Genomic DNA, 23026 nt, shown 5'->3' with positions numbered 1-23026 from the left:
GGCGGCTGAACATGAGCGATCTCTTCGGGACGGGACGATCCCCTGACAGCCGGTAGCGACACGATGTCCTGTCTTCATCGCACGGCCACCCCTCCGGAATCGGTACCAGGCACGGGATCGGACTGCCGTCCCGCGTCTTCCGTGACGAGCCGCAGGGAGAGTTCCGGTGCGAACTCGCCGATTCCCAGCGCGGCGTCGCGCCAGTTGGCGCAAAGGGCCAGGAGCTCCTCGGTGGTCCGGGCGCCGTGGGGCGGTGGAGGCTGGCAGGGCAGGTCGCGGTGGAGCATGGCCAGAGCAAACCGGACTCCCCACATGGCCGCCCCCGCGTACGGCTCGACGTCTGGGGCGTCACCGGTACCGGCATTTCGCAGCGTGTCGAGGGCGCTGGAGGCCTGGAGCAGGTCGTGGTAGACGTCCGCGTAGGCGGAGTGGGTCGCGTGTACGTGCATGGTCGTTCCTCTCGGGAGACTCAGACGAGGGCTGTCACGCCCGCCGGAGCCACGGGGGCTTCCCCGGGCCGGGCGGCGCGGCAGTCGCGGCACCACGCCCCTGGGAACGGTGCTCGGAAACCCCTGTCGCAGCCGCCTTCGCAGGTCGCCATGGCGGGTGGAGGTGGCAAAGGCCGACTCGGGAGCGGCTCGGACTCGCCCGCCCCCGGAAGCGGTGGCAGCGCCGGTGGGAGCAGGTCCAGCAGGCGGTTGCGGAGGAAGCCGGCCGGGTGCCGCACGTGGAGAGGAAGGTCGTCGGTCAGGGCGTGGATCACCGACGCCCTGCCGAGACCGTTCTCGAACCAGGCGACGACCAGGGGAGCCAGCCTTCGCACCTCCCGCCCGGACAGCGTCAGCCGGATGTCGGTCCTGCGCAGCCCGGCGAGCAGCGCCTCGGCCTTGTCGCGGTGCTCACCACAGGTCGACTCCTGCTCGGCGCGGGCGGCGGCCGGCTCGGGGACTTGTGTCCGGGTGGCCGACTCCACGCCGGAGGGCGGACCTCCGGAGACGGCGAGGTCCAGGACAGCGAGGTCCGGGACCGTCGCGGCCGGGATCGTCGGGGACGCCTGGGCTGCCGGGACCGTCGCGGCCGGGGCTGCCGAAGCCACCGGGGCGGCCGCCGTTTCCGGCTCCGCCTCACGCCGGGCCCGGGTGAGCGCGGGGGCGTGGAAGGCGTACGTACGGGTGACCATCCGCCCGGAGGGGAGCCGCTCCCGCACCCGCTCGACATAGCCGCGCTCCTCCAACTCCCGCAGCGCGCAGGCGATCCGGTCCCGGCCCTCGGGGAACCGCTCGGCGAGGCTGCGGATGTCGACCCGCGCGCCCTCGGGCAGCGACAGGATGTGCACGGCGATCCCGATCGCGGCAGCGGAGAGACCCCGGTGCTGGGCGAGGTGGTTGCCGACGATCGTGTACTGGTCGGGCTGGTACTCACGTACGTGGGTCACACCGGAGTGGGTGGTGTTGCGTCGTACTCCCTGACTCGGGCGCAAGGCATCGATAGACTTGATGACAGCCATGGGGAAGCTCTCTTCTTCCTCGCTGGTCAGGCCCTCGCAATGGGATTGCAGTCCCGGCGGGGGCCGAAGCATGTGTGGGGTCGCACAGTTGTGGATGTTGCCTGCGGCGAGCGTGCACGTCCGAGCCGTCCTCGCGCCACCCGCACCGGCCCCTTTCACCCGCTCGTGTGACATGGGCCCGGTTTGGCTGGTTGGTTGGTTTTTTCCCCGGGTTCTTTGGTCTTTTACCGCCCGCCGACCCGGCCGACCCGCCACCGAAGGACGTGTCACCGGGCTCCGGTCCGGACGTCACCGGCCGGGCCCGAGATCGAGCTCCGCCCACACCGTCTTGCACGGCACGGGCCCCGACCGCACACCCCAGCGGTCCGCGAACTCCCCTACGAACAGCAGCCCGTAACCGGACTCGGCCGTGTCCCCAGCGGCGGCCCGCGCCCGCACCGGCCACCGTTCCCCCCGGGCGTCGGCGACCTCCACGCACAGCGTCTGGGGAGCGCGGACGAAGAGAGTCAGACGGAAGCTCCGGCCGGGGACCCGGCCGTGCAGGGCGGCGCTTGCGGCGAGTTCGGCGACGACGAGCCGGGCCGGGTCCAACGGCAGCCCCCAGTCGTGCAGTTGCTCGGCCGCGAGCAGCCGGGCGAGGCGAGCGCCGCGCCGGGTGGCGGAGAGCGGCACCGAGAAGTGGTGGAGCGGGGGGTGCGCAGTTCGCTGATTCACGTCACTCAGCGTGTTCTTCCGTACGTAACCTGTGAAGGAGAGCGGCCCGTGCGGACGGTGTCCGTCCGGATGGTGTCCGGTTCCGTACGGGCCGTACGGGGTGACGCGGCACGAAGGACGACGGTTGGGCAACTGGCGGCGTGGCGGAAGGCGGTGGACTGCGTGGACGACTGGGACGTGGGGCTGGAAGACGACGAGGCCGGAGCGGTGATGAGAACGGTCGCGCGCCAGCTGAAGCTGTGGCGCGAGTCGGCGGGTCTGACCCAGGCCGAGTTCGGGGCGGCCATCGGGTACGGGGAGGAACTGGTCTCCTCGGTGGAGCGGGGGCGGCGCATCCCCCGGCCCGAGTACCTGGACCGCGCGGACGAGACCCTCGCGGCGGGCGGCAGAATCGCGGCACTGAAGGAGGACTTGACGGAGGTCCGGTACCCGAAGAAGGTACGGGATCTGAAGAAACTGGAGGCGGAAGCCGTTGAGCTGGGGTCTTACAACAACTCTGTCATCCACGGGTTGTTACAGACCGAGGAGTACGCGCGGGCTGTATTCAACGCACATCGACCAGCGCTCACCGAGGACGAGGTTGAGCAGCAGGTCGCGGCACGCTTGGCTCGACAGGAGATCCTTGATCTCATGACCGGGCGGCGCGTCTTCAGCTTTGTTCAGTGCGAGTCGACGCTTCACAGGCCGATGGGAGGCAGAATGGTGATGCGTCGGCAGCTCGAACGACTGTTGGAGGCGGCCCAATTGCGCAACGTGGACCTCCAAGTCCTTCCCTTGGGCCGCGAAGTGAACTCCGGGACTGGCGGTTCGTTCCGACTGCTTAAGCTCAAGGGCGGAGCCACAGTCGCGTTCAGCGAATCACCCCTCAGCAGCAGAGTGACCGCAGACCCCAAGGAAACGACGGTCCTCGACATCCGCTACGGAGCTCTGCGCGCCCAGGCTCTCAGCCCACAGGACTCGTTGCCTCTGATCGAGAAAGCACTGGGAGATATAAGGACATGACGCTCAAGGCTCCGGGAACCGGCACCAAGCCGGAATGGATAAAGAGCAGCTACAGCACATCCGACGGCCCCGACTGCGTCGAAGTGGCCCCCGCCCGGGACCGCGTCCTCGTCCGGGACTCCAAGAACCCCGACGGCCCCCGCCTCAGCCTCACCCCGGGCGCCTGGGCCGCTTTCCTGCCGTCCGCCTGACCGGGCCAGGCCGGGCACACAACGAAGAACGCCCCGCCGTCTCCCGTAGGAGGCAGCGGGGCGTTCTCACCTGCGGTCAGGTCGTCCGGCGCCTGCGCGAGCCCGGACGGCGCTCGCTCGGGCGGGTCACCGGGTCACCGGCGTCCAGGGCGGCCGCACGGCGGCGCAGGCCGAAGTCGGCCAGTGCCTCCGCCAGCTTGTGCACCGAGGGCTCGGGGGCCATCACGTCGACCCGCAGCCCGTGCTCCTCGGCCGTCTTGGCCGTCGCGGGGCCGATACAGGCGATCACCGTCACGTTGTGCGGCTTGCCCGCGATGCCGACCAGGTTCCGCACGGTCGACGACGAGGTGAAGAGCACCGCGTCGAAACCGCCGCCCTTGATCGCCTCACGGGTGTCCGCCGGCGGCGGCGACGCGCGCACGGTGCGGTACGCCGTGACGTCGTCGACCTCCCAGCCCAGCTCGATGAGCCCGGCGACGAGGGTCTCCGTGGCGATGTCGGCCCGGGGCAGGAAGACGCGGTCGATCGGGTCGAAGACCGGGTCGTAGGGCGGCCAGTCCTCCAGCAGGCCCGCGGCCGACTGCTCGCCGCTCGGCACGAGGTCCGGCTTCACGCCGAAGGCGACGAGCGCGTTCGCGGTCTGCTCGCCCACCGCGGCGACCTTGATGCCCGCGAAGGCGCGCGCGTCGAGGCCGTACTCCTCGAACTTCTCCCGGACCGCCTTGACGGCGTTGACCGAGGTGAAGGCGATCCACTCGTAGCGGCCCGTCACCAGGCCCTTGACCGCGCGCTCCATCTGCTGGGGCGTGCGCGGGGGCTCGACGGCGATCGTCGGCACCTCGTAGGGCACGGCCCCGTACGAGCGAAGCTGGTCGGAGAGCGACGCCGCCTGCTCCTTCGTACGCGGCACGAGCACCTTCCAGCCGAACAGCGGCTTGGACTCGAACCACGACAACTGGTCGCGCTGGGCGGCGGCGGAACGCTCGCCGACCACGGCTATCACCGGCCGGCCGCCGTCCGGGGACGGCAGCACCTTCGCCTGCTTCAGCGTCTGCGCGATCGTGCCGAGGGTGGCCGACCAGGTGCGCTGGCGGGTCGTCGTACCGGCGATCGTCACGGACATCGGGGTGTCGGGCTTGCGGCCGGAGGCCACCAGCTCACCGGCGGCCGCGGCCACGGAGTCGAGCGTCGCCGACACCACGACGGTGCCGTCGGAGGCGCCGACCTCGGTCCAGCAGCGGTTCGAGGCGGTCCGCGCGTCGACGAACCGTACGTCCGCGCCCTCGGCGTCCCGCAGCGGAACACCCGCGTACGCGGGCACACCGACGGCGGCCGCGATGCCGGGCACGACCTCGAACGGAACACCCGCGGCGACGCAGGCGAGCATTTCCTCGGCCGCGTACGTATCAAGTCCCGGGTCCCCGGACACCGCACGCACGACCCGCTTGCCGCCCCGTGCGGCCGCCATGACAAGATTGGCGGCGTCCCTCGACGCGGGGTCACCAACGGTCGTCGACGCGCCGTCAACGACCGTCAGCTGAGGCGTGCCCGGGTACGGAACCGGCGAAGTGTCCGGATCCGTGTTCAGGACGGCGACGCCTTGTCTGGCATGAACACGCACTACGTCGAGCACGTCGTGCTCGGCGACGAGGACGTCCGCGTTCGCCAGCGCCTCCACGGCGCGCAGTGTCAGCAGCCCTGGATCTCCGGGTCCGGCACCCAGGAAGGTGACGTGCCCGTGGACCGGCTTGGTGGGAAGGTTGGTGGGGCTCAAAGTGCTCGCTCCCCCATCAGACCGGCCGCGCCCTTGGCAAGCATCTCGGCGGCGAGTTCACGGCCGAGCGACATCGCCTGGTCATGCGTCTCGGGCACGGGACCGGTGGTGGACAGCTGCACCAGCGTCGAGCCGTCGGTCGTGCCGACGACGCCGCGCAGGCGCATCTCCTTGACAATCTGCCCGTCGGCCAGAAGGTCGGCGTACGCGCCCACGGGAGCGCTGCAGCCGGCCTCCAGGGCCGCGAGCAGGGATCGCTCGGCGGTCACGGCGGCCCGGGTGAACGGGTCGTCGAGCTCGGCGAGCGCGGCGACGAGGTCCGCGTCGTGCGCGGCGCACTCGATCGCCAGGGCCCCCTGGCCGGGGGCGGGCAGAACGGTGTCGGCCGACAGGAAGTCGGTGACCTCCTCGATGCGGCCGAGTCGGCTCAGTCCGGCGGCGGCGAGCACGACGGCGTCGAGCTCCCCGGCGTGGACGTACCCGATCCGGGTGTCGACGTTGCCCCGGATGGCGACCGTCTCGATCGTCATGCCGTGGCTGCGCGCGTAGGCGTTCAGCTGCGCCATGCGGCGCGGCGAGCCGGTACCGACGCGCGCGCCGTCCGGCAGCTGCTCGAAGGTCAGTCCGTCGCGGGCCACGAGCACGTCACGGACGTCCTCGCGCACCGGCACGGCGGCCAGCGCGAGGTCCTCGGGCTGCGCGGTCGGAAGATCCTTGAGGGAGTGCACGGCGAAGTCGACCTCCCCGCGCACCAGGGCCTCCCGCAGCGCGGTCACGAAGACGCCCGTGCCGCCGATCTGCGCGAGGTGCTCGCGGGAGACGTCGCCGTACGTCGTGATCTCAACGAGCTCGACGGGCCGTCCGGTCACCCGGCTCACGGCTTCCGCCACCTGCCCGGACTGGGCCATGGCGAGCTTGCTGCGCCTCGTCCCCAGCCTCAAAGCCTGCTCACTCATGCTCGCCCTCGGTTCTTGGCGTTCTCGGTGTTGTTCTCGGCCCGCGAGACGGCGGCGACCGTCTCCGGGTCCAGGTCGAACAGGGTCCGCAGCGCGTCCGCGTACCCGGCGCCGCCGGGCTCGGCGGCGAGTTGCTTGACCCGTACGGTCGGGGCGTGCAGCAACTTGTCGACGACGCGCCGCACGGTCTGGGTGATCTCGCCGCGCTGCTTGTCGTCGAGGTCGGGCAGCCGTCCGTCCAGCCGCGCGATCTCGTTCGCGACGACGTCGGCGGCCATCGCGCGCAGCGCCACGACGGTGGGCGTGATGTGCGCGGCCCGCTGGGCGGCGCCGAACGCGGCCACCTCGTCGGAGACGATCCGGCGCACCTGGTCCACGTCGGCGGCCATCGGCGCGTCCGCGGAGGCCTCGGCGAGGGTCTCCAGGTCGACGAACCGTACACCGAGCAGTCGGTGAACGGTAGCGTCGATGTCACGGGGCATCGCGAGGTCGAGCAGCGCGAGCACCGGCGCGGGGCGGGGTGCCTCGGCGACGGGTTCGGGCCTCCGGCGCTCGGGGATGCGGCCGACCGTCGCGGCGGTGGCGGCCAGCGCGGCGATGAGGTCGGCGTCGGCCTCGGCGTCCTCGCCGGGCGTACGACGGCCGTCACGGCGCTCGACGGTCCCGGTGCCCTTGTCCACCCAGGCCGCGTGCTGCTCCAGGGTGGCGGCGTCCATGCCGGCCACGGCCGCCTCGCCCATGACGGAGAAACCGGTGGCGCCCTGCACGGCGGACAGGTCCAGCGGGCAGGCGTCGTCGCCGCAGACGTCGGCGGGAGCGAGGTGACCGGCCGGGCCGGCCGCCGTCTCGCGCAGGGCCGCGGGCGTTCCCGTACGTCCTTCGACGGCGGCGGCGACGGTGTCGGCCGTCAGGACGAGCCCGGTGGCACCGGTGCACGAGACGGCGATGTCGGCACGTGTCAGCTCGACCGGCACCGAGTCCATCGGTACCGCGCGGGCCAGCACGTCCGTGTCGTCGCCGCCCCTGAGGATCTCGGCGAGCCGCTCGGCGCGGTCGGGGGTGCGGTTGGCGATCACGATCTCGCCGACACCGACGCGCGCGAGCGTCGCGGCGGCCAGCGAGGACATCGAGCCCGCGCCGATGACGAGGGCCTTCTTGCCCTTGGCCCAGGCCTCGACGGGCCGTCCGGCGGACAGCTGCTCCAGGCCGAAGGTGACCAGGGACTGTCCGGCGCGGTCGATGCCGGTCTCGGAGTGGGCGCGCTTGCCGACCCGCAGGGCCTGCTGGAACAGGTCGTTCAGGAGACGGCCCGCGGTGTGCAGCTCCTGCGCGGTGGCGAGCGCGTCCTTGATCTGGCCGAGGATCTGGCCCTCGCCGACGACCATCGAGTCGAGGCCGCAGGCCACCGAGAAGAGGTGGTGGACGGCCCGGTCCTCGTAGTGCACGTACAGGTGGGGAGTGAGCTCCTCCAGGCCGACGCCGCTGTGCTGGGCGAGGAGCGTGGACAGCTCGGCGACGCCCGCGTGGAACTTGTCCACGTCGGCGTACAGCTCGATGCGGTTGCAGGTGGCGAGCACCGCGCCCTCGGCGGCGGGCTCGGCGACGAGGGTGTCCTGGAGCAGCTTGACCTGCGCGTCCGCGGACAGCGCGGCCCGTTCGAGGACGCTGACCGGAGCGCTGCGGTGGCTCAGTCCGACGACGAGGAGACTCATGCCGGCATCACGGCGGGAACGTCCCCGTCGGGCCCTTTGCCGTTGTTCTCCCGCTCGGCCGGGGCGGTGGCACCGGCCTGCGCCTCGGCCTCCTCGCCGGCCTTGCGCTGCTCGTGGAACGCGAGGATCTGCAGCTCGATGGAGAGGTCGACCTTGCGCACGTCGACGCCGTCCGGGACGGACAGGACGGTCGGCGCGAAGTTCAGGATGGAGGTGACTCCGGCGGCGACCAGGCGGTCGCAGACGGGCTGGGCGGCTCCGGCCGGGGTGGCGATGACACCGATCGAGACGCCGTTCTCGTCGATGATCTTCTCCAGGTCGTCCGTGTGCTGCACCGGGATGCCGGCGACGGGCTTGCCGGCCATCGCGGGGTCGGCGTCGATGAGCGCCGCCACACGGAATCCACGGGAGGCGAACCCCCCGTAGTTGGCCAGTGCCGCGCCGAGGTTTCCGATACCGACGATCACGACCGGCCAGTCCTGGGTCAGGCCCAGTTCGCGGGAGATCTGGTACACGAGATACTCGACGTCGTAGCCCACCCCACGGGTCCCGTAGGAACCGAGGTAGGAGAAGTCCTTGCGCAGCTTCGCGGAGTTGACCCCCGCGGCGGCCGCGAGCTCCTCGGAGGAGACGGTGGGCACCGAGCGCTCCGACAGTGCGGTCAGGGCACGGAGGTACAGCGGAAGCCGGGCGACGGTGGCCTCGGGAATTCCTCGGCTGCGGGTCGCCGGTCGGTGAGTTCGGCCAGTTGCCACGGTGCTCCTGCGGGTAGAGCGGGGCTGCAGGCGGTCACATGTCCCCAGACCGCCCCGTCCGGTGCAGGCTATGTCTTTGTGAACGCGTGCACAAAGATGATGTCCGATTTGCCCGGCCAACGTGACAGGGGTCACGCGGGCCCGACACGCCCGCTCGCGACCGGCGCTCGGACGACTCCGCTGCGCATCTGAAGGGGGCAAAAACGCACACTCTCCTCACCGTTTCCCGCCCCCGAGACCAATCGCCGTCGATCCTAGGCGACTTTCCGGACCCCCTGGACTGGTCCGTCAGGTCACAAGTCGGGATACATCGCGAGTACCCACGGCCCCGCCGGGCACGGGCTCACCCCGCGAGCGCTTTGCGCAGGCGTTCCTCGTTCACGCGCCAGAAGGTGTGCTGGGCGCCGTCCACCAGCACCACCGGGATCTGCTCCCAGTACTGGCGGTGCAGCTCCTCGTCCTCGGTGATGTCCTTCCCCTCCCAGGGGACCCCGAGGTCGGCACACACCTTCTCGATCACTTCCTGTGCGTCATCACACAGATGACACCCGGGCTTCCTGATCAGCGTGACCAGGTGCTCCGCGGGCGCCTTGCTCTCCGTACGGCGGTCGCTGCGCCGGAACATGGGGCTCATGCACGCCATTCTCGCGCCATTCCCCCGCCCCGGACGCCCCGGCGGGCACGCTCGGGCACTCGTCGTTTAACGGCATGGCCGCGGAGAGTTCACAGCGCCGAATCCTGTCGACTCCGGAAGCGCCGAACGGACTGGCTATGCTCACGACATGGCCGCTCTCGGATGGCTCACTCCCCGTAGGCGCTCCGCGACCGCGCGGAGCGTGTTGGCAGGCGAGGCCTCGGCGGAGGCAGCGCGCAAGACCTCGCAGGAACTGCAGGAACTGGAAGAACTGGCGCCACCGGACGCCGTGGAGGAACCCGACTTCCCGGTGCTCGGCGACGACAGGGCCGCCGCGTTCTTCGACCTCGACAACACCGTGATGCAAGGTGCTGCCCTCTTCCACTTCGGACGCGGGCTGTACAAGCGGAAGTTCTTCGAGACCCGCGACCTCGCGAAGTTCGCCTGGCAGCAGGCGTGGTTCCGGCTGGCCGGCGTCGAGGACCCCGAGCACATGCAGGAAGCGCGTGACTCCGCGCTGTCGATCGTGAAGGGCCACCGGGTCTCCGAGCTGATGTCGATCGGCGAGGAGATCTACGACGAGTACATGGCCGAGCGGATCTGGCCCGGGACCCGCGCGCTCGCCCAGGCGCACCTGGACGCCGGGCAGAAGGTGTGGCTCGTCACGGCGGCGCCGGTGGAGATCGCCACGGTGATCGCGCGGCGGCTCGGCCTGACGGGTGCGCTGGGGACGGTCGCGGAGTCGGTGGACGGGATCTACACCGGGAAACTGGTCGGCGAGCCGCTGCACGGGCCGGCGAAGGCGGAGGCCGTACGGGCGCTGGCGTCCGCGGAGAGCCTGGACCTGTCGCGCTGCGCGGCGTACAGCGACTCGCACAACGACATTCCGATGCTCTCGCTGGTCGGGCATCCGTACGCGATCAACCCGGACTCGAAGCTGCGCAAGCACGCGCGGGACTTCGAGTGGCGGCTGCGGGACTACCGCACCGCGCGCAAGGCCGCGAAGGTCGGGATTCCCGCCGCGGCCGGGGTCGGCGCGGTGGCCGGCGGCACGGCGGCCGCGATCGCACTGCACCGGCGCCGCCGCTGAGCCTCGCCGGAGGCGTTTCCGGGTTCGGTGCCGGTGGGTGGGTCGGGGCCGTGCCGGTACATCCGCCCGCATCCGAACGGATCCCCCCGGGGTTTCGAAGTGCGGGTGGGTTCCGATCCGTCCGGCCTGCGGGCATTCGATGTACCGGCACGGCCCCTCCCGCGCGTCGCCGGGTGCGGGTGCTTCGCGGCTGGCGCCATGTCTGTCCCGCAGGCACGTTTCAGCCCGGCCGGGAAATTTCAGCCCCTCCGGCGTTTGAGGAGCCGGGTCCGGGGGCGGAGTCCCAGGTTGAGACGGGTGGGGGCGGAAGGGGCGAAAACCTGTCCGGAGCTGGGACGGGGGCGCCCGCCGTGCAGGCAATCACATCGTCCTACCCATGCCATGGGCGACTCAGTCACGCCCTCCGCAGGCGGGCACAACACGCTCTGTACTCAGACGGAACGTGAACCGTTCCGATCAACAAGCGGTCACCGGCCAGCACTTGAACGCGCACCGATCCGTGCCAAAAGCGTCGCAATCGATGATTTTAGCAACTGGGTGTAGTGCTGCCTGTACGAAGCGTTATTCTCCTCAGACGCAAACCGGTACCCCTCCGTCGCTACGACGGGTGAAAGGTCCCGCACTGCACGTGATGGAAGCTCTGCCTCTGGGAGTCCCGTGTACTCACACGTCGGGGTTGACGCCTCGGGCCTGGCTACGCTGCGCGCAACGGTCCTGGACCGTCTACGCGGCTTCGTCCCCACCGCGTACGCCGTCCCCGCCTTCGCCCTCCCCGCGCCCGTCGGACCCTGCTACGCCCTGGCCGACGGCAACGCGGCGGTCGGCAGGCGGGGCCGCTCAGGCTCGGCCACCACCGCACGCCGTCCGGCCGCGGACAGTGACAGCGCCCGGATGATGGATCTCGTGGAGCGCGCCCAGGCCGGCGAGGCCGACGCCTTCGGACGGCTCTACGACCAGTACAGCGACACCGTCTACCGCTACATCTACTACCGGGTGGGGGGCAAGGCGACCGCCGAGGACCTCACCAGCGAGACCTTTCTGCGGGCGCTGCGCCGGATCGGCACCTTCACCTGGCAGGGGCGCGACTTCGGCGCCTGGCTCGTGACCATCGCCCGGAACCTGGTGGCCGACCATTTCAAGTCCAGCCGCTTCCGGCTGGAAGTGACCACCGGCGAGATGCTCGACGCCAACGAGGTCGAGCGCTCCCCCGAGGACTCCGTCCTGGAGTCCCTGTCGAACGCCGCGCTGCTCGACGCGGTGCGCCGGCTCAACCCCCAGCAGCAGGAGTGCGTGACGCTCCGCTTCCTCCAGGGGCTCTCGGTCGCCGAGACCGCCCGGGTGATGGGCAAGAACGAGGGCGCCATCAAGACCCTCCAGTACCGGGCCGTCCGTACGCTGGCCCGGCTCCTGCCCGACGACGTCCGCTGAGCCCGCTTCCGGCCACCGGGACCCCACCCGCTCGGCGATGCCCAACTCACCTTCTGTAAAAGTCTGTTGACTTCACGGGCCGTATGTCTGTCGTCCGTAACCAAGGTGCCGTGACGCTCGTTGTGCGGGATACAGGCTCCCTGTGGTCACCCCTTGGCCGACGCCGATCACCCGATCGTGTGGGTGCGGTCAGGGGGCGCAACCCTCAGGACCCCCTGGGGAGTCGACCGTCATGACGAGAGGAGGTGCCGCCAGTGATCGCGAACGTATCGGCACACCGGCGGGCGAACGCCTTCGCCCAGGCCCTGGAGGAGATCGACCAGGGCACGGCGGCCGAGCAGCCCGATGGGTCGCCACCGTCCCGGGCTGCTGCGGAACAGACCGAGCAAGGGCTGCTGTTGGCCCTCGCCACCGGTCTCGGCGAGCTGCCCGTACCGGAGCTGGACCCCGAGGTCAAGATCGTGCAGCGAGCCCAGCTCGTCGCCGCGATGGAGGCCATGCTGCAGGAAGGCACCGCCGCCGGAGGCGAGGGTCCGGACCGCGCCCTGCCCGAGCAGCGGTCCCATCGGGCCAAGGGCTCGCACCGGGCGACCGGGCTGGGGAAGCTGCGGCCCCGGTCCCGGCTGTCCAAGGGGCTCGCCGCGGGCGGGCTCACCGTCGGTGTGGCCGCCGGGGCCTTCGGCGGCGTGGCCGCCGCGAGTTCCGACGCCCTGCCCGGTGACTCGCTCTACGGGCTCAAACGGGGCATGGAGGACATCAAGCTGGGGCTGGCCGACGGCGACAACGACCGGGGCGAGCTCTACCTCGACCAGGCCTCGACCCGCCTGAACGAAGCCCGTCGGCTGATGGAGCGGGGCCGCTCGGGACACCTCGACCACGAGTCCATGGGCGAGATCCGCCGCGCCCTGTCCGGCATGCAGCACGACGCCTCCGAGGGCCACCGGCTGCTGCACGAGGCGTACGAACGGGACGGCTCGCTCGGTCCCATCCAGACCCTCTCGGCCTTCTCCCAGTCTCATCGCGAGGCCTGGGGCGCACTGCGTGACCGGCTTCCCGTGCAACTCGGTGACGTCAGTGACCAGGTCTCGTCGGTCTTCGAGGCCATAGACGAAGAGGTCGACCCGCTGCGCTCGCTGCTGCCCAGGACGCCCGCCCCCGAGGGCACCGGCCGTCACCGGGGCAAGAGCGAGGAGACCGCCGGCTCCCCCGGTGCGGACACTCCGACGCCCAGTGCCAGCAGCGGCTCCGCGAGCGCGGGCCACAGCAGCGGCAAGCCCGAGCCGTCCAGTTCGAGCAGCAGCGCCGAGGGGCTGCTCGGCGGCGGCACCGGCGGTCTGCTCGACCCGCCGAAGGACGACAGCAGCTCCACCCCGTCGTCCAGCGCCAGCAGCAAGGGCGGTACGACGAGCGAGCCCGACGTCACCCTGCCGCCCCTGCTCCCCGGCCTCCTGCCGGGCCTCGGCATCGACACGCAGAACAGCGACTGACCGGGCCACCGCGATACGCGGATGGGGCGCCCTCCTCGAGGAGGGCGCCCCATCCGCGTATCGGCATATCAGGACATGATCAACAGAATCGTAACTGCATGATCAGAAGAAAACGGACCTGCGCTGCACCAGCAGCTTGTACAGGGTGTGCTGGATCTGCTCCCTGACCTGGTCGGTCAGGTTGAACATCAACATCGGGTCGTCGGCCGCCTCCGGCGGATAGCCGTCCGTGCGGATCGGCTCGCCGAACTGGATCGTCCACTTGGTCGGCAGCGGGATCGCGCCGAGCGGGCCCAGCCACGGGAAGGTCGGGGTGATCGGGAAGTACGGGAAGCCCAGCAGCCGCGCGAGGGTCTTCGCGTTGCCGATCATCGGGTAGATCTCCTCCGCCCCCACGATCGAGCACGGAATGATCGGGGTGCCCGCGCGCAGCGCCGTCGAGACGAAGCCGCCCCGGCCGAACCGCTGGAGCTTGTAGCGCTCGCTGAACGGCTTGCCGATGCCCTTGAAGCCCTCCGGCATCACCCCGACCAGTTCACCGCGCTCCAGCAGCCGCTCGGCGTCCTCGGCGCAGGCCAGGGTGTGCCCGGCCTTGCGGGCCAGCTCGTTGACGACCGGCAGCATGAACACCAGGTCGGCGGCGAGCAGGCGCAGATGCCGGTTCGCGGGGTGGTTGTCGTGGACGGCGACCTGCATCATCAGGCCGTCCAGCGGAAGGGTGCCCGAGTGGTTGGCGACGATCAGGGCACCGCCGTCGGACGGGATGTTCTCGACGCCCTTCACCTCGACGCGGAAGTACTTCTCGTACACCGGCCGGATCAGCGACATCAGGACCTGGTCGGTCAGCTCCTGGTCGTACCCGAACTCGTCGATCTCGTAGTCGCCGGTGAGCCTGCGCCGCAGGAAGGACAGGCCTCCCGCGATGCGCCGCTCCAGGCTCGTACCGCCCGGCCGGGCCTCCGGGGCCGGCTGTTCCTCCTGCGTCACGGGGACATCATCCTGCGGGAGGACCCGGCCGGGCGCGGGCTGGACCTCGCGGACGGCCACGGGCTCACCCTTGCGCCGGCTCCCCGCGGCCCGGCGCCTCGCCGGGCGCTGCACAGCGGCCCCGCGCGAGCGGTCGTCGTCGAACGGAATGACCTTGGCGTCCGCCATCGTTGATGCGCTCCTCAGTTGGCGCTCTGCGTCGGGGGGTGACCGCCGCCCAGAACGGGCAGTGCGGCGATCCTGTCCACGGCCCCCGCGAGGGCCTCGGGGGGCAGGAGTCCGGGGCCCCTGCTCCGGGCGAAGTCCGCAAAGGTCTCCGCCGTCGTGTACTTCGGCTCGTAGCCCAGGGTCTCGCGCATCTGGACCGTCGCGACCACCCTGCCGTGCGTGAGCAGCCGCAGCTGCTCCGGCGAGAAGTCCGTCACTCCCAGGGTACGCACGGCCGTACCGGCCCAGCTGAGGGCCGGCAGCAGCAGCGGGACCGTGGGCCGGCCCAGGCGCCGCGCGCACTGCGAGAGCAGCAGGACACCGTCACCGGCGATGTTGAACGTGCCGCTGTTGAGCGTGCCCCGCCGCGGCTCGTGCGAGGCGAGCCGCAGGACCTCGATGACGTCCCTCTCGTGGACGAACTGGAGCCGGGGGTCGTAACCGAACACCGTCGGCAGCACCGGCAGCGAGAAGTACGAGGCGAGCGGCGAATCCGCGCTCGGGCCGAGGATGTTGGCGAACCGCAGCACGCACACGGCGACATCGGGCCGGCGGCGCGCGAAGCCGCGCACATATCCCTCGACCTCGGTCGTGTCCTTCGCGAAGCCGCCGCTGGGCAGCGACTTGGGCGCGGTGGTCTCGGTGAAGACGGCGGGATCGCGCGGCGCCGAGCCGTAGACGTTCGTACTGGACTTCACGACGAGTCGCTTGACCGTCGGGGACTTCTGGCAGGCACCGAGCAACTGCATGGTGCCGATGACGTTGGTCTCCTTGACCGTGGTCCGGCTGCCGGAGCCCAGCGCCGTGCCCGTCACGTCCATGTGGACGACCGTGTCGACGGAGTACTCGGCGAGCACCCGGGCGACGGTGGGCTGCCGGATGTCGGCCTGCACGAAGTCGGCGCCGCCGATGTGGTGCTCGGGCGGCACCGCGTCCACGGCGATCACCCGGTCCACCTGGGGGTCACGCTGGATCCGTCGTACGAACCGGCCTCCCAGCTGCCGGGCCACCCCGGTCACGAGCACGACCTTCCCCAAGATCAGCGCCTTCCTTCCTGAACTGGACGTAGCTCCGCTCGTACTGCCGAGTTCCCCGTGTGCGGCCAACTTAGCGGGTCGATGTTGCGCTGTGATGACCGCCCGATGCACGAAGTGACGACAGTCATGGACATACGACCAGACCCAGCCATTCGGCCCACAGGCGTACGCGGCACACATGGCCGAACACGTTCGACGGCCGAGCGGTCTTTCGGGGCGCTCCTTCTCTGCCATTGTCGTACCGACGGTTCTCGGCGGCCGCGAGGACACCTCGGTCAGGCCCCCCGTCGGATTCCGGCCGGCCCGCCGGCCCGGCGGGCCCCGTCCCGGCCCTCCGCCGCTCCTGGAGCGGCCCTTTCGCGGCCGGGTACGCCTGTGGCCCCCCACCAGCCGGTGAGAGGCCACAGTACGCGTTTCCGCGGCGCCGCTTACTTCTTGTTGCGACGCTGAACGCGAGTGCGCTTGAGCAGCTTGCGGTGCTTCTTCTTCGCCATCCGCTTGCGCCGCTTCTTGATAACAGAGCCCACGACTACCCTCGCTCACTTCTCTTTACTCGGTGCTGGGCTGCATGGGCCCACACGACCTATGAGGGGCCAGCCTACCCGCCCGAGGGCCAAGGTCGTAATCGAGGTGTTTCCGGGAGATCACGAACGGTCTCCCGGAACGCCGTCAGGCGGTCTCCACCCCCACATAGCTCTCACGGAGGTACTCGTGAACCGCTTGCTCCGGCACCCGGAAGGACCTCCCCACCCGGATCGCCGGCAGATGACCGCTGTGCACCAAGCGGTACACGGTCATCTTCGACACCCGCATCACCGAGGCGACTTCCGCCACGGTAAGGAACTGAACCTCGTTCAGAGGCCTGTCGCCTGCAGCCATGTCACACCTGAACCTTCCGCACTCGACGGCCACCGGCTTCCCCTTCCGGTGACTCTTCGTCGTTGCGCACTCACTCCCCAATGTAGGGGCGGGTGATGCGAGTGGGGAAGAGGGGATGCCATCGGCCGCCTACTGTGACAGACACGCCCGATCGAGTACATAGCGAGTAAGCGGACGGTAGTAATCAGACCGCACAGCGTCATCCAGCGGAACGGCGACGGCCACACGCCCCTCCGCCTCCCCGACGAACAGCGCGGGGTCGTCCGTATCGGCCAGCCCGATGGCATCGAACCCCAGCTGACCTGCACCGCAGACCCATCCGTGGTCTCCGATGACCAGCTCCGGGAGGGGCCCTCCCCCCTCCGCCGCGGCCGCCAGGACGGTCCGGACCGGGAGGGGTGAATGGGTGTGTGCGCCGGTCGTGCGACCGGCGGCTCCCGCCTCCGGTTCGCGCACCAGCGCGACACCTTGTACGTAGTCGATGTTGTACGTGCGTAGACCGAACCGGGTCGTTATGTCGATAGAGCTACCCTGCGCGGGGGTGAGGACGGTACATCCAGCCGCCGACAGGGCGTCCGCGAGCGCGGCGTAGAAATCGATCAGCCGGTGCGGGTGACCGGTACCGAGGAGCACGGGGTGACGACGGCGGGCCGCTTCGGCGAGCCGTTCCGCGAAGGCGTCGAGGGCCGACAGGGTCCGCTCCGGGTCGATCACATCATGCCCCGAAGTGTGTGACGGATCAGCCGAGACTCCGCATTTGTCGGCCATCAACCCGATCAGATCCCGCTGGCCCCACGTCCATTCGGGGTCGAGTCCGAGCAGCAGACGGGGGTCGCGGGCGGCGAAGAGCCGGTAGCTGCGCAGGCTCTCCTCGCGCGAGGTGGCCACGGGCCCGGCCAGCCGGGCGGCCAGCAGATGTGCACGCAAAGCTCCGGTGCTCAACACATCGGCGATGCTCGCGCATCCGCCGGTACCGGATGCGCGGAATGCGCGCTATGCCCCACAGTTGGCCTAGCGGTCCGCCTGTCACCGACGACACCGACGAGAGCGACGACAGCGGTCCTGCCACCGACGACAGCGGTGACAGCCGTGACAGCGGTGACAAGTGGTGACGGCGTCGGCGGTACCGGCGGCGGGACGACGGCCGAGCGGCCCGCGCGAGGTCTAAGGGAGCATCCCCCGCAGCGGGAACACGGCCTTGCGGGTGGCCACGATCGCCTGGTCGAGGCGGTCCGCCGGGTCGTACCCCGCCTCCCAGTCCTTCCAGGGCACCGGCCACCGTCCGTCCGTCATCCGCATCGGCGCCAACTGCCGCGTACGGGCGAAGACCTCCTGCCGCCAGCTCTCCGGGATCACCGTCTCGGGCTCGACGGGACGGCCCGCCGCCACGGCCACGAGGTGCGTCCACGAGCGCGGCACCACCTCCACCACCGCGTATCCGCCGCCCCCCAGCGCGACCCAGCGCCCGTCGGCGTACGTGTGCGCCAGGTCGTGACAGGCGACCTGCACCGCCCGCTGCGCGTCGAGCGAGACGGCGAGGTGCGCGAGCGGGTCCTCGAAGTGGGTGTCCGCGCCGTGCTGGGTGACCAGCACCTGCGGCCGGAAGTCGGCGATCAGCTCGGGCACCACGGAGTGGAACGCCCGCAGCCAGCCCGCGTCCCCGGTCCCCGCCGGCAACGCCACGTTGACGGCCGAGCCCTCCGCGCCGCCCGCCCCGGTCTCCTCGGGCCACCCGGTCTGCGGGAACAGCGTCCGCGGATGCTCGTGCAGCGAGATCGTCAGGACCCGCGGATCCTCCCAGAAGGCCGCCTGGACACCGTCACCGTGGTGCACGTCGACATCGATGTACGCGACCCGCTCGGCGCCCAGCTCCAGCAGCCGGGCGATGGCGAGGGCCGCGTCGTTGTAGACGCAGAAGCCGGAAGCGCTGCCGGGCATCGCGTGGTGCAGCCCGCCGGCGAAGTTCACCGCGTGCAGCGCCTCCCCCCGCCACACCGCCTCCGCCGCCCCCACCGACTGTCCGGCGATCATCGCGGACACCTCGTGCATCCCGGCGAACGCCGGATCGTCCTCGGTACCCAGGCCGTACGCCTGGTCGGCCGACCGGGGATCGGCGGACGCGGCCTTGACCGCCGCCACGTAGTCCTCCCGGTGCACCAGCCGCAGGGTCGAGTCCCCGGCGGGCTTCGCCGCGACGACGGCGACATCACGGTCGAGCCCGAAGGCGTCGACGAGTCCCCGGGTCAGCCGGAGCCGGACCGGATCCATCGGATGGTCCGGACCGAAGTCATACCCCGTTACTGCCTCGTCCCACATCAGCTGTGCGCGGCCGCTCATGCACGTCACCGTATCGGTCCGGTTGAGGTTCGAACGAGCGGGCGTACCCCAAGGTCGCGAGGACGAGCACCATCGGTACGAGCATGGCCCCGCGGTAGTTCCACGCGTCGCCCAGCGCGCCCACCAACGGGGACCCGATCAGGAACCCGACGTAGTTGAAGATGTTCAGCCGCGCGATCGCCGTGTCCGACGCCCCCGGGAAGAGCCTTCCCGCGGCCGCGAAGGTCTGCGGCACGATCACGCACAGCCCGAGCCCCAGCAGCGTGAAGCCCAGCATGCCCACCCCGGCCCCCGGCGCGACCGCGACCACACCGAACCCGAGGGCGGCGACCACCGCACCCAGCCGCACCACCGCCACGGCCCCGAACCGCCGCACGCCGAAGTCCCCGACGGCCCGCCCCACCAGCGTCATCACCATGTAGACGTTGTACGGAACGGTCGCCGTCTGCTCCGAGCTGCCCAGCACGTCCTTGAGGTACTTCGCGCTCCAGTTGGAGACCGTCGAGTCCCCGATGTAGGCGAACGTCATCACCAGGCACAGCGGCAGCAGCAGCTTGAAGACGAGCGGCCCCGCGCCGGCGCCGGCCTCCACCGCCCCGCCGTCCGCGTCCGCGCCCCCGTCGACGTACCAACGGCTGCCCACCAGGCACAGCGGCAGCAGCACCAGCACGACCGGCAGGTACGACACGAAGAGCGACAGGTGCCAGTGCGCCCCGGCCCACGCGAGCGAGGCGCCCACGATCCCGCCCAGGCTGTACGCGGCGTGGAAACCGAGCATGATGCTGCGCCCGTACGACCGCTGGAGACTCACCCCGAGCATGTTCATCGAGGCGTCGAGCCCGCCGACCGCGAGGCCGAAGGCGCCGAGGGCGACGGCCACCTCGACGAGCTGGTCACCGGCGCCGACGCCGAGCAGGGCCAGCAGCACGACCGGCTGCGACCACCGCAGGATCCGGCTGGGGCGTATGCGCTTGACGAGATGCTCGGTGGTGACGCTGCCCAGCCCGGCGAGGACCGGGACGGCCGCCAGGAACACCGGCAGGAGCGCGTCGGAGATCCCGTAACGGTCCTGGATGGCCGGGATACGCGTCACGAGCAGCGCGAAGGCGGCACCCTGAGCGAAGAAGCTGAACGCCAAAGAGGCCCTACCGCGCCGCAGCACATCTGTCATGGCGGCGAGCGTAGGGCCCCGGCTTACCAGTGGGTAGATCAAGCCGAAGATGAATTTTGCTCAGCTCTTCGGGGGTGGGGATGGGGAGAGACGGTCGAGGTCTTCGCGGCGGACCCGTCCGGGTCCGCCCGGCGGGGCGGTCCAGCTGTGCGTCCCGGACCCGGCGGCGAGCTCCTGCTCCAGCATCTTCTCCATCGGGACGACGGCGAAGCGCCCGCTGAGGAAGAAGGCGAGGGCCATCGAGGCGACGGTGACGACCGTGCCGAGCCAGACCATGGTGTCGATCGGCAGCGTGTAGGCGCCCACGACCTTCGCGACGCACTCACCGAGCAGGACCGTGCCCCAGACCAGCGAGAACGTCCGCTCGGCCTTCCGGAACGCCTCCGAGCCCGCAGCCAGCCGGTCCCAGGCCGCGGCCCGCGCCGTGTCGCCCTTCACGAGGAAGGGCTTCATCCCCTGCGTCATCATCGGCCGCCCGAGCTTCACGGACACCAGGATGCCGATCCCGATCGTGCTGCTGACCCCGCTGTCCTTCGCCAGCATCAGCCGGGGGTCACCGGCGACCAGACTGAGCGCGAGACCGACCACGTTCACGAACAGGATCAGCGCGGCGAGGGCGTTGAACTTGCGCTCCTTGACCACGCCCCACACCGTGCGCACGGCCGGCACGACGCTGCTCCAGCCGAGGGCCGCCATCGTGCTCATCCCGAACCCGTTCTTGAGCAGGTAGTACGACCCGACGGGCACCGCCACGTCCAGGATCAGCGGCAGGAAGCTCGGCTTGGAGGCGGCGGTCTCCTGAGCGGTGGCCGTTTCCGCCCGGTCGGCGCGGGCGATCTCTCCGGTGCTGATCTCGGTGGCGGTGATGCTCATGATCGGGTCCCTCCGTCGTCGCTGTGCACGTCCCGTTTCGATGTACTCAGCTTCGCGGTCGGACCCCACCCGCCGACAGAAACGATCGTCCGGGTCTCCGCATGACAAATGTCAGCGCCCGCCGATGGGTGCCGTCATACCAGCAGGTCAGCCAACTCCCCCATGTCGGAGAAGAGTTGGGTGGCACCGGTGAGCCGGTCCGCCGGTGTCATGGCGGTGAACCCGTACACGTCCATCCCGGCCGCGTTGGCCGCCTGGACGCCCAGGGGACTGTCCTCGACGACGGCGCACTTCTCCGGCCGTACGCCCATGCGCTCGGCGGCGTGGAGGAACAGATCGGGTGCCGGCTTGCCCCGCCCGACGTCCTGCGAGCTGAAGACCCGCCCCGCGTCGAACCACCGGTCGAGCCCGGTCGTCCGGTGCCCGACCCGGATCCGCTCATGGCTACCGGAGGAGGCCACGCAGTACGGCACGCCGTCCGCGGCCAGCTTCTCCAGCACCTGGCCGGCACCGGGAACGGGCTTCAACTCCCGTTCGAAGGCGGCGAAGACCCGCGCGTGGAACACGTCGTCGAAGTCGTCCGGCAGCCGCCGGCCGGTGCGCTCCAGGACGAGGTCGTGGATGCGGTGCATCGCGGAGCCCATGTAGTCACGAAGGGAGTCCTCGTACGAGGTGGGGTGTCCCAGTTCGGTGAGATAGGCGGCCAGCAAGGTGTTGGAGATCGGCTCGCTGTCCACGAGGACGCCGTCGTTGTCGAAAATAATCAGGTCGTAGCGCATACCAAAGACCCTAAACGCAGAAAACCCCCGTACCGGTATCCCCGGCACGGGGGTTTTCTTCACAATTTGTTCGGCGGCGTCCTACTCTCCCACAGGGTCCCCCCTGCAGTACCATCGGCGCTGTGAGGCTTAGCTTCCGGGTTCGGAATGTAACCGGGCGTTTCCCTCACGCTATGACCACCGAAACTCTATGAAACTGTCAACCGGAGCCGGGGCCATACGGCTACGACGGTTGTTCGTGGTTTCAGAACCAACACAGTGGACGCGAGCAACTGAGGACAAGCCCTCGGCCTATTAGTACCAGTCACCTCCACCCGTTACCGGGCTTCCAGATCTGGCCTATCAACCCAGTCGTCTACTGGGAGCCTTAACCCCTCGAGGGGGTGGGAATACTCATCTTGAAGCAGGCTTCCCGCTTAGATGCTTTCAGCGGTTATCCCTCCCGAACGTAGCCAACCAGCCATGCCCTTGGCAGGACAACTGGCACACCAGAGGTTCGTCCGTCCCGGTCCTCTCGTACTAGGGACAGCCCTTCTCAATATTCCTACGCGCACAGCGGATAGGGACCGAACTGTCTCACGACGTTCTAAACCCAGCTCGCGTACCGCTTTAATGGGCGAACAGCCCAACCCTTGGGACCGACTCCAGCCCCAGGATGCGACGAGCCGACATCGAGGTGCCAAACCATCCCGTCGATATGGACTCTTGGGGAAGATCAGCCTGTTATCCCCGGGGTACCTTTTATCCGTTGAGCGACGGCGCTTCCACAAGCCACCGCCGGATCACTAGTCCCGACTTTCGTCCCTGCTCGACCCGTCGGTCTCACAGTCAAGCTCCCTTGTGCACTTACACTCAACACCTGATTGCCAACCAGGCTGAGGGAACCTTTGGGCGCCTCCGTTACTCTTTAGGAGGCAACCGCCCCAGTTAAACTACCCATCAGACACTGTCCCTGATCCGGATCACGGACCCAGGTTAGACATCCAGCACGACCAGACTGGTATTTCAACGACGACTCCCACCACACTGGCGTGCGGCTTTCACAGTCTCCCAGCTATCCTACACAAGCCGAACCGAACACCAATATCAAACTGTAGTAAAGGTCCCGGGGTCTTTCCGTCCTGCTGCGCGAAACGAGCATCTTTACTCGTAGTGCAATTTCACCGGGCCTATGGTTGAGACAGTCGAGAAGTCGTTACGCCATTCGTGCAGGTCGGAACTTACCCGACAAGGAATTTCGCTACCTTAGGATGGTTATAGTTACCACCGCCGTTTACTGGCGCTTAAGTTCTCAGCTTCGCCAAGACGAATCTTGACTAACCGGTCCCCTTAACGTTCCAGCACCGGGCAGGCGTCAGTCCGTATACATCGCCTTACGGCTTCGCACGGACCTGTGTTTTTAGTAAACAGTCGCTTCTCGCTGGTCTCTGCGGCCACCCCCAGCTCAGAGTGCAAGACTCATCACCGGACGTGGCCCCCCTTCTCCCGAAGTTACGGGGGCATTTT

At 69.7% G+C, this 23026-nt stretch carries 22 protein-coding genes and 2 rRNA genes (1 of these 24 cut by a window edge); 5 read left to right on the top strand and 19 right to left on the bottom strand.

Annotated features, from left to right (window positions below):
- Positions 1-74 precede the first annotated feature (74 nt).
- The 3 genes from ACICHK_RS22530 to ACICHK_RS22520 form a co-directional block, all read right to left on the bottom strand.
- Positions 75-449, bottom strand: a complete 375-nt coding sequence (locus tag ACICHK_RS22530) for a hypothetical protein (protein ID WP_406838305.1) — start codon at positions 447-449, stop codon at positions 75-77.
- Between the two features lie 20 nt (positions 450-469).
- Complete coding sequence (locus ACICHK_RS22525) at positions 470-1435, bottom strand: helix-turn-helix domain-containing protein (RefSeq protein WP_406838304.1); 966 nt, start codon at positions 1433-1435, stop codon at positions 470-472.
- Between the two features lie 360 nt (positions 1436-1795).
- On the bottom strand, positions 1796-2221 hold the full coding sequence (locus ACICHK_RS22520) for an ATP-binding protein (protein WP_406838303.1): 426 nt from the start codon (positions 2219-2221) through the stop codon (positions 1796-1798).
- 210 nt (positions 2222-2431) lie between these two features.
- On the opposite strand from ACICHK_RS22520, the gene ACICHK_RS22515 reads away from it, so the two are divergent.
- Positions 2432-3223 (top strand): helix-turn-helix transcriptional regulator, encoded by a 792-nt coding sequence (locus ACICHK_RS22515; RefSeq protein WP_406841287.1) that lies wholly within the window; start codon positions 2432-2434, stop codon positions 3221-3223.
- Positions 3220-3414, top strand: coding sequence for a DUF397 domain-containing protein (locus tag ACICHK_RS22510; protein WP_406838302.1), 195 nt, complete (start codon positions 3220-3222; stop codon positions 3412-3414). The genes ACICHK_RS22515 and ACICHK_RS22510 overlap by 4 nt, the downstream gene beginning before the upstream one ends.
- 76 nt (positions 3415-3490) lie before the next feature.
- Here ACICHK_RS22510 and ACICHK_RS22505 read toward each other — a convergent pair whose 3' ends face one another.
- The 5 genes from ACICHK_RS22505 to ACICHK_RS22485 form a co-directional block, all read right to left on the bottom strand.
- On the bottom strand, positions 3491-5188 hold the full coding sequence (locus tag ACICHK_RS22505; RefSeq protein WP_151470770.1) for a bifunctional uroporphyrinogen-III C-methyltransferase/uroporphyrinogen-III synthase: 1698 nt from the start codon (positions 5186-5188) through the stop codon (positions 3491-3493).
- Complete coding sequence (hemC, locus tag ACICHK_RS22500; protein WP_151470771.1) at positions 5185-6144, bottom strand: hydroxymethylbilane synthase; 960 nt, start codon at positions 6142-6144, stop codon at positions 5185-5187. Before hemC ends, ACICHK_RS22505 begins: the two co-directional genes overlap by 4 nt.
- Positions 6141-7856 (bottom strand): glutamyl-tRNA reductase, encoded by a 1716-nt coding sequence (locus ACICHK_RS22495; protein ID WP_406838301.1) that lies wholly within the window; start codon positions 7854-7856, stop codon positions 6141-6143. The genes hemC and ACICHK_RS22495 overlap by 4 nt, the downstream gene beginning before the upstream one ends.
- On the bottom strand, positions 7853-8611 hold the full coding sequence (locus ACICHK_RS22490; protein WP_151470773.1) for a redox-sensing transcriptional repressor Rex: 759 nt from the start codon (positions 8609-8611) through the stop codon (positions 7853-7855). The genes ACICHK_RS22495 and ACICHK_RS22490 overlap by 4 nt, the downstream gene beginning before the upstream one ends.
- Before the next feature lie 343 nt (positions 8612-8954).
- A complete protein-coding gene (locus tag ACICHK_RS22485; RefSeq protein WP_103553008.1) occupies positions 8955-9254 on the bottom strand; it encodes a glutaredoxin family protein in 300 nt (99 codons plus the stop codon).
- 139 nt (positions 9255-9393) lie between these two features.
- On the opposite strand from ACICHK_RS22485, the gene ACICHK_RS22480 reads away from it, so the two are divergent.
- The 3 genes from ACICHK_RS22480 to ACICHK_RS22470 all read left to right on the top strand — a co-directional run bounded on the left by ACICHK_RS22480 (position 9394) and on the right by ACICHK_RS22470 (position 13250).
- Positions 9394-10335, top strand: coding sequence for an HAD family hydrolase (locus tag ACICHK_RS22480; protein ID WP_406838300.1), 942 nt, complete (start codon positions 9394-9396; stop codon positions 10333-10335).
- A 657-nt stretch (positions 10336-10992) separates the two neighbouring features.
- Positions 10993-11763, top strand: coding sequence for an ECF subfamily RNA polymerase sigma factor, BldN family (locus tag ACICHK_RS22475; protein ID WP_037627370.1), 771 nt, complete (start codon positions 10993-10995; stop codon positions 11761-11763).
- Between the two features lie 254 nt (positions 11764-12017).
- Positions 12018-13250 (top strand): DUF5667 domain-containing protein, encoded by a 1233-nt coding sequence (locus ACICHK_RS22470; protein WP_406838299.1) that lies wholly within the window; start codon positions 12018-12020, stop codon positions 13248-13250.
- Positions 13251-13352: 102 nt separating this feature from the next.
- On the opposite strand, the gene ACICHK_RS22465 is transcribed toward ACICHK_RS22470, so the two are convergent.
- The 11 genes from ACICHK_RS22465 to ACICHK_RS22415 form a co-directional block, all read right to left on the bottom strand.
- On the bottom strand, positions 13353-14405 hold the full coding sequence (locus ACICHK_RS22465; RefSeq protein ID WP_406838298.1) for a lysophospholipid acyltransferase family protein: 1053 nt from the start codon (positions 14403-14405) through the stop codon (positions 13353-13355).
- A 14-nt stretch (positions 14406-14419) separates the two neighbouring features.
- Positions 14420-15481 carry an NAD-dependent epimerase/dehydratase family protein gene (locus ACICHK_RS22460; protein ID WP_406838297.1) on the bottom strand — a complete coding sequence of 354 codons (1062 nt, stop codon included), beginning with the start codon at positions 15479-15481 and terminating at the stop codon, positions 14420-14422.
- A 428-nt stretch (positions 15482-15909) separates the two neighbouring features.
- Positions 15910-16008: a 30S ribosomal protein bS22 gene (locus ACICHK_RS22455; RefSeq protein ID WP_003948845.1), complete on the bottom strand. Its 99-nt coding sequence runs from the start codon at positions 16006-16008 to the stop codon at positions 15910-15912.
- Between the two features lie 142 nt (positions 16009-16150).
- Complete coding sequence (locus ACICHK_RS22450; RefSeq protein WP_192582492.1) at positions 16151-16360, bottom strand: helix-turn-helix domain-containing protein; 210 nt, start codon at positions 16358-16360, stop codon at positions 16151-16153.
- A 129-nt stretch (positions 16361-16489) separates the two neighbouring features.
- A complete protein-coding gene (locus ACICHK_RS22445) occupies positions 16490-17305 on the bottom strand; it encodes a phosphatase (RefSeq protein ID WP_406838296.1) in 816 nt (271 codons plus the stop codon).
- 219 nt (positions 17306-17524) lie between these two features.
- Positions 17525-18697: an acetoin utilization protein AcuC gene (locus tag ACICHK_RS22440; protein ID WP_151470781.1), complete on the bottom strand. Its 1173-nt coding sequence runs from the start codon at positions 18695-18697 to the stop codon at positions 17525-17527.
- Positions 18648-19868 carry an MFS transporter gene (locus tag ACICHK_RS22435; protein ID WP_406838295.1) on the bottom strand — a complete coding sequence of 407 codons (1221 nt, stop codon included), beginning with the start codon at positions 19866-19868 and terminating at the stop codon, positions 18648-18650. Before ACICHK_RS22435 ends, ACICHK_RS22440 begins: the two co-directional genes overlap by 50 nt.
- Before the next feature lie 60 nt (positions 19869-19928).
- On the bottom strand, positions 19929-20741 hold the full coding sequence (locus ACICHK_RS22430; protein ID WP_406838294.1) for a VC0807 family protein: 813 nt from the start codon (positions 20739-20741) through the stop codon (positions 19929-19931).
- A 134-nt stretch (positions 20742-20875) separates the two neighbouring features.
- Positions 20876-21520, bottom strand: a complete 645-nt coding sequence (locus ACICHK_RS22425) for an HAD family phosphatase (protein ID WP_151470783.1) — start codon at positions 21518-21520, stop codon at positions 20876-20878.
- 68 nt (positions 21521-21588) lie between these two features.
- Positions 21589-21705 (bottom strand): 5S ribosomal RNA (gene rrf / locus ACICHK_RS22420).
- Positions 21706-21794: 89 nt separating this feature from the next.
- Positions 21795-23026: ribosomal RNA gene (locus ACICHK_RS22415) — 23S ribosomal RNA — on the bottom strand; it runs 1890 nt beyond the window's last position.

Source organism: Streptomyces sp. AHU1, assembly GCF_045343905.1.
Classification (GTDB): Bacteria; Actinomycetota; Actinomycetes; order Streptomycetales; family Streptomycetaceae; genus Streptomyces; species Streptomyces triticiradicis.
Note: the sequence above shows the minus strand (reverse complement) of the source record. Positions and strands in the feature narration are given on the sequence as shown.

What these genes read in the sequence shown, in the direction of transcription:
- ACICHK_RS22485 (WP_103553008.1), bottom strand. Translation starts at nt 9,254, where the DNA reads ATGGCGTGCATGAGCCCCATGTTCCGGCGCAGCGACCGCCGTACGGAG.
- ACICHK_RS22515 (WP_406841287.1), top strand. Translation starts at nt 2,432, where the DNA reads ATGAGAACGGTCGCGCGCCAGCTGAAGCTGTGGCGCGAGTCGGCGGGT.
- hemC (WP_151470771.1), bottom strand. Translation starts at nt 6,144, where the DNA reads ATGAGTGAGCAGGCTTTGAGGCTGGGGACGAGGCGCAGCAAGCTCGCC.
- ACICHK_RS22425 (WP_151470783.1), bottom strand. Translation starts at nt 21,520, where the DNA reads ATGCGCTACGACCTGATTATTTTCGACAACGACGGCGTCCTCGTGGAC.
- ACICHK_RS22430 (WP_406838294.1), bottom strand. Translation starts at nt 20,741, where the DNA reads ATGAGCATCACCGCCACCGAGATCAGCACCGGAGAGATCGCCCGCGCC.
- ACICHK_RS22450 (WP_192582492.1), bottom strand. Translation starts at nt 16,360, where the DNA reads ATGGCTGCAGGCGACAGGCCTCTGAACGAGGTTCAGTTCCTTACCGTG.
- ACICHK_RS22495 (WP_406838301.1), bottom strand. Translation starts at nt 7,856, where the DNA reads ATGAGTCTCCTCGTCGTCGGACTGAGCCACCGCAGCGCTCCGGTCAGC.
- ACICHK_RS22435 (WP_406838295.1), bottom strand. Translation starts at nt 19,868, where the DNA reads ATGACAGATGTGCTGCGGCGCGGTAGGGCCTCTTTGGCGTTCAGCTTC.
- ACICHK_RS22530 (WP_406838305.1), bottom strand. Translation starts at nt 449, where the DNA reads ATGCACGTACACGCGACCCACTCCGCCTACGCGGACGTCTACCACGAC.
- ACICHK_RS22480 (WP_406838300.1), top strand. Translation starts at nt 9,394, where the DNA reads ATGGCCGCTCTCGGATGGCTCACTCCCCGTAGGCGCTCCGCGACCGCG.
- ACICHK_RS22440 (WP_151470781.1), bottom strand. Translation starts at nt 18,697, where the DNA reads ATGAGCGGCCGCGCACAGCTGATGTGGGACGAGGCAGTAACGGGGTAT.
- ACICHK_RS22465 (WP_406838298.1), bottom strand. Translation starts at nt 14,405, where the DNA reads ATGGCGGACGCCAAGGTCATTCCGTTCGACGACGACCGCTCGCGCGGG.
- ACICHK_RS22510 (WP_406838302.1), top strand. Translation starts at nt 3,220, where the DNA reads ATGACGCTCAAGGCTCCGGGAACCGGCACCAAGCCGGAATGGATAAAG.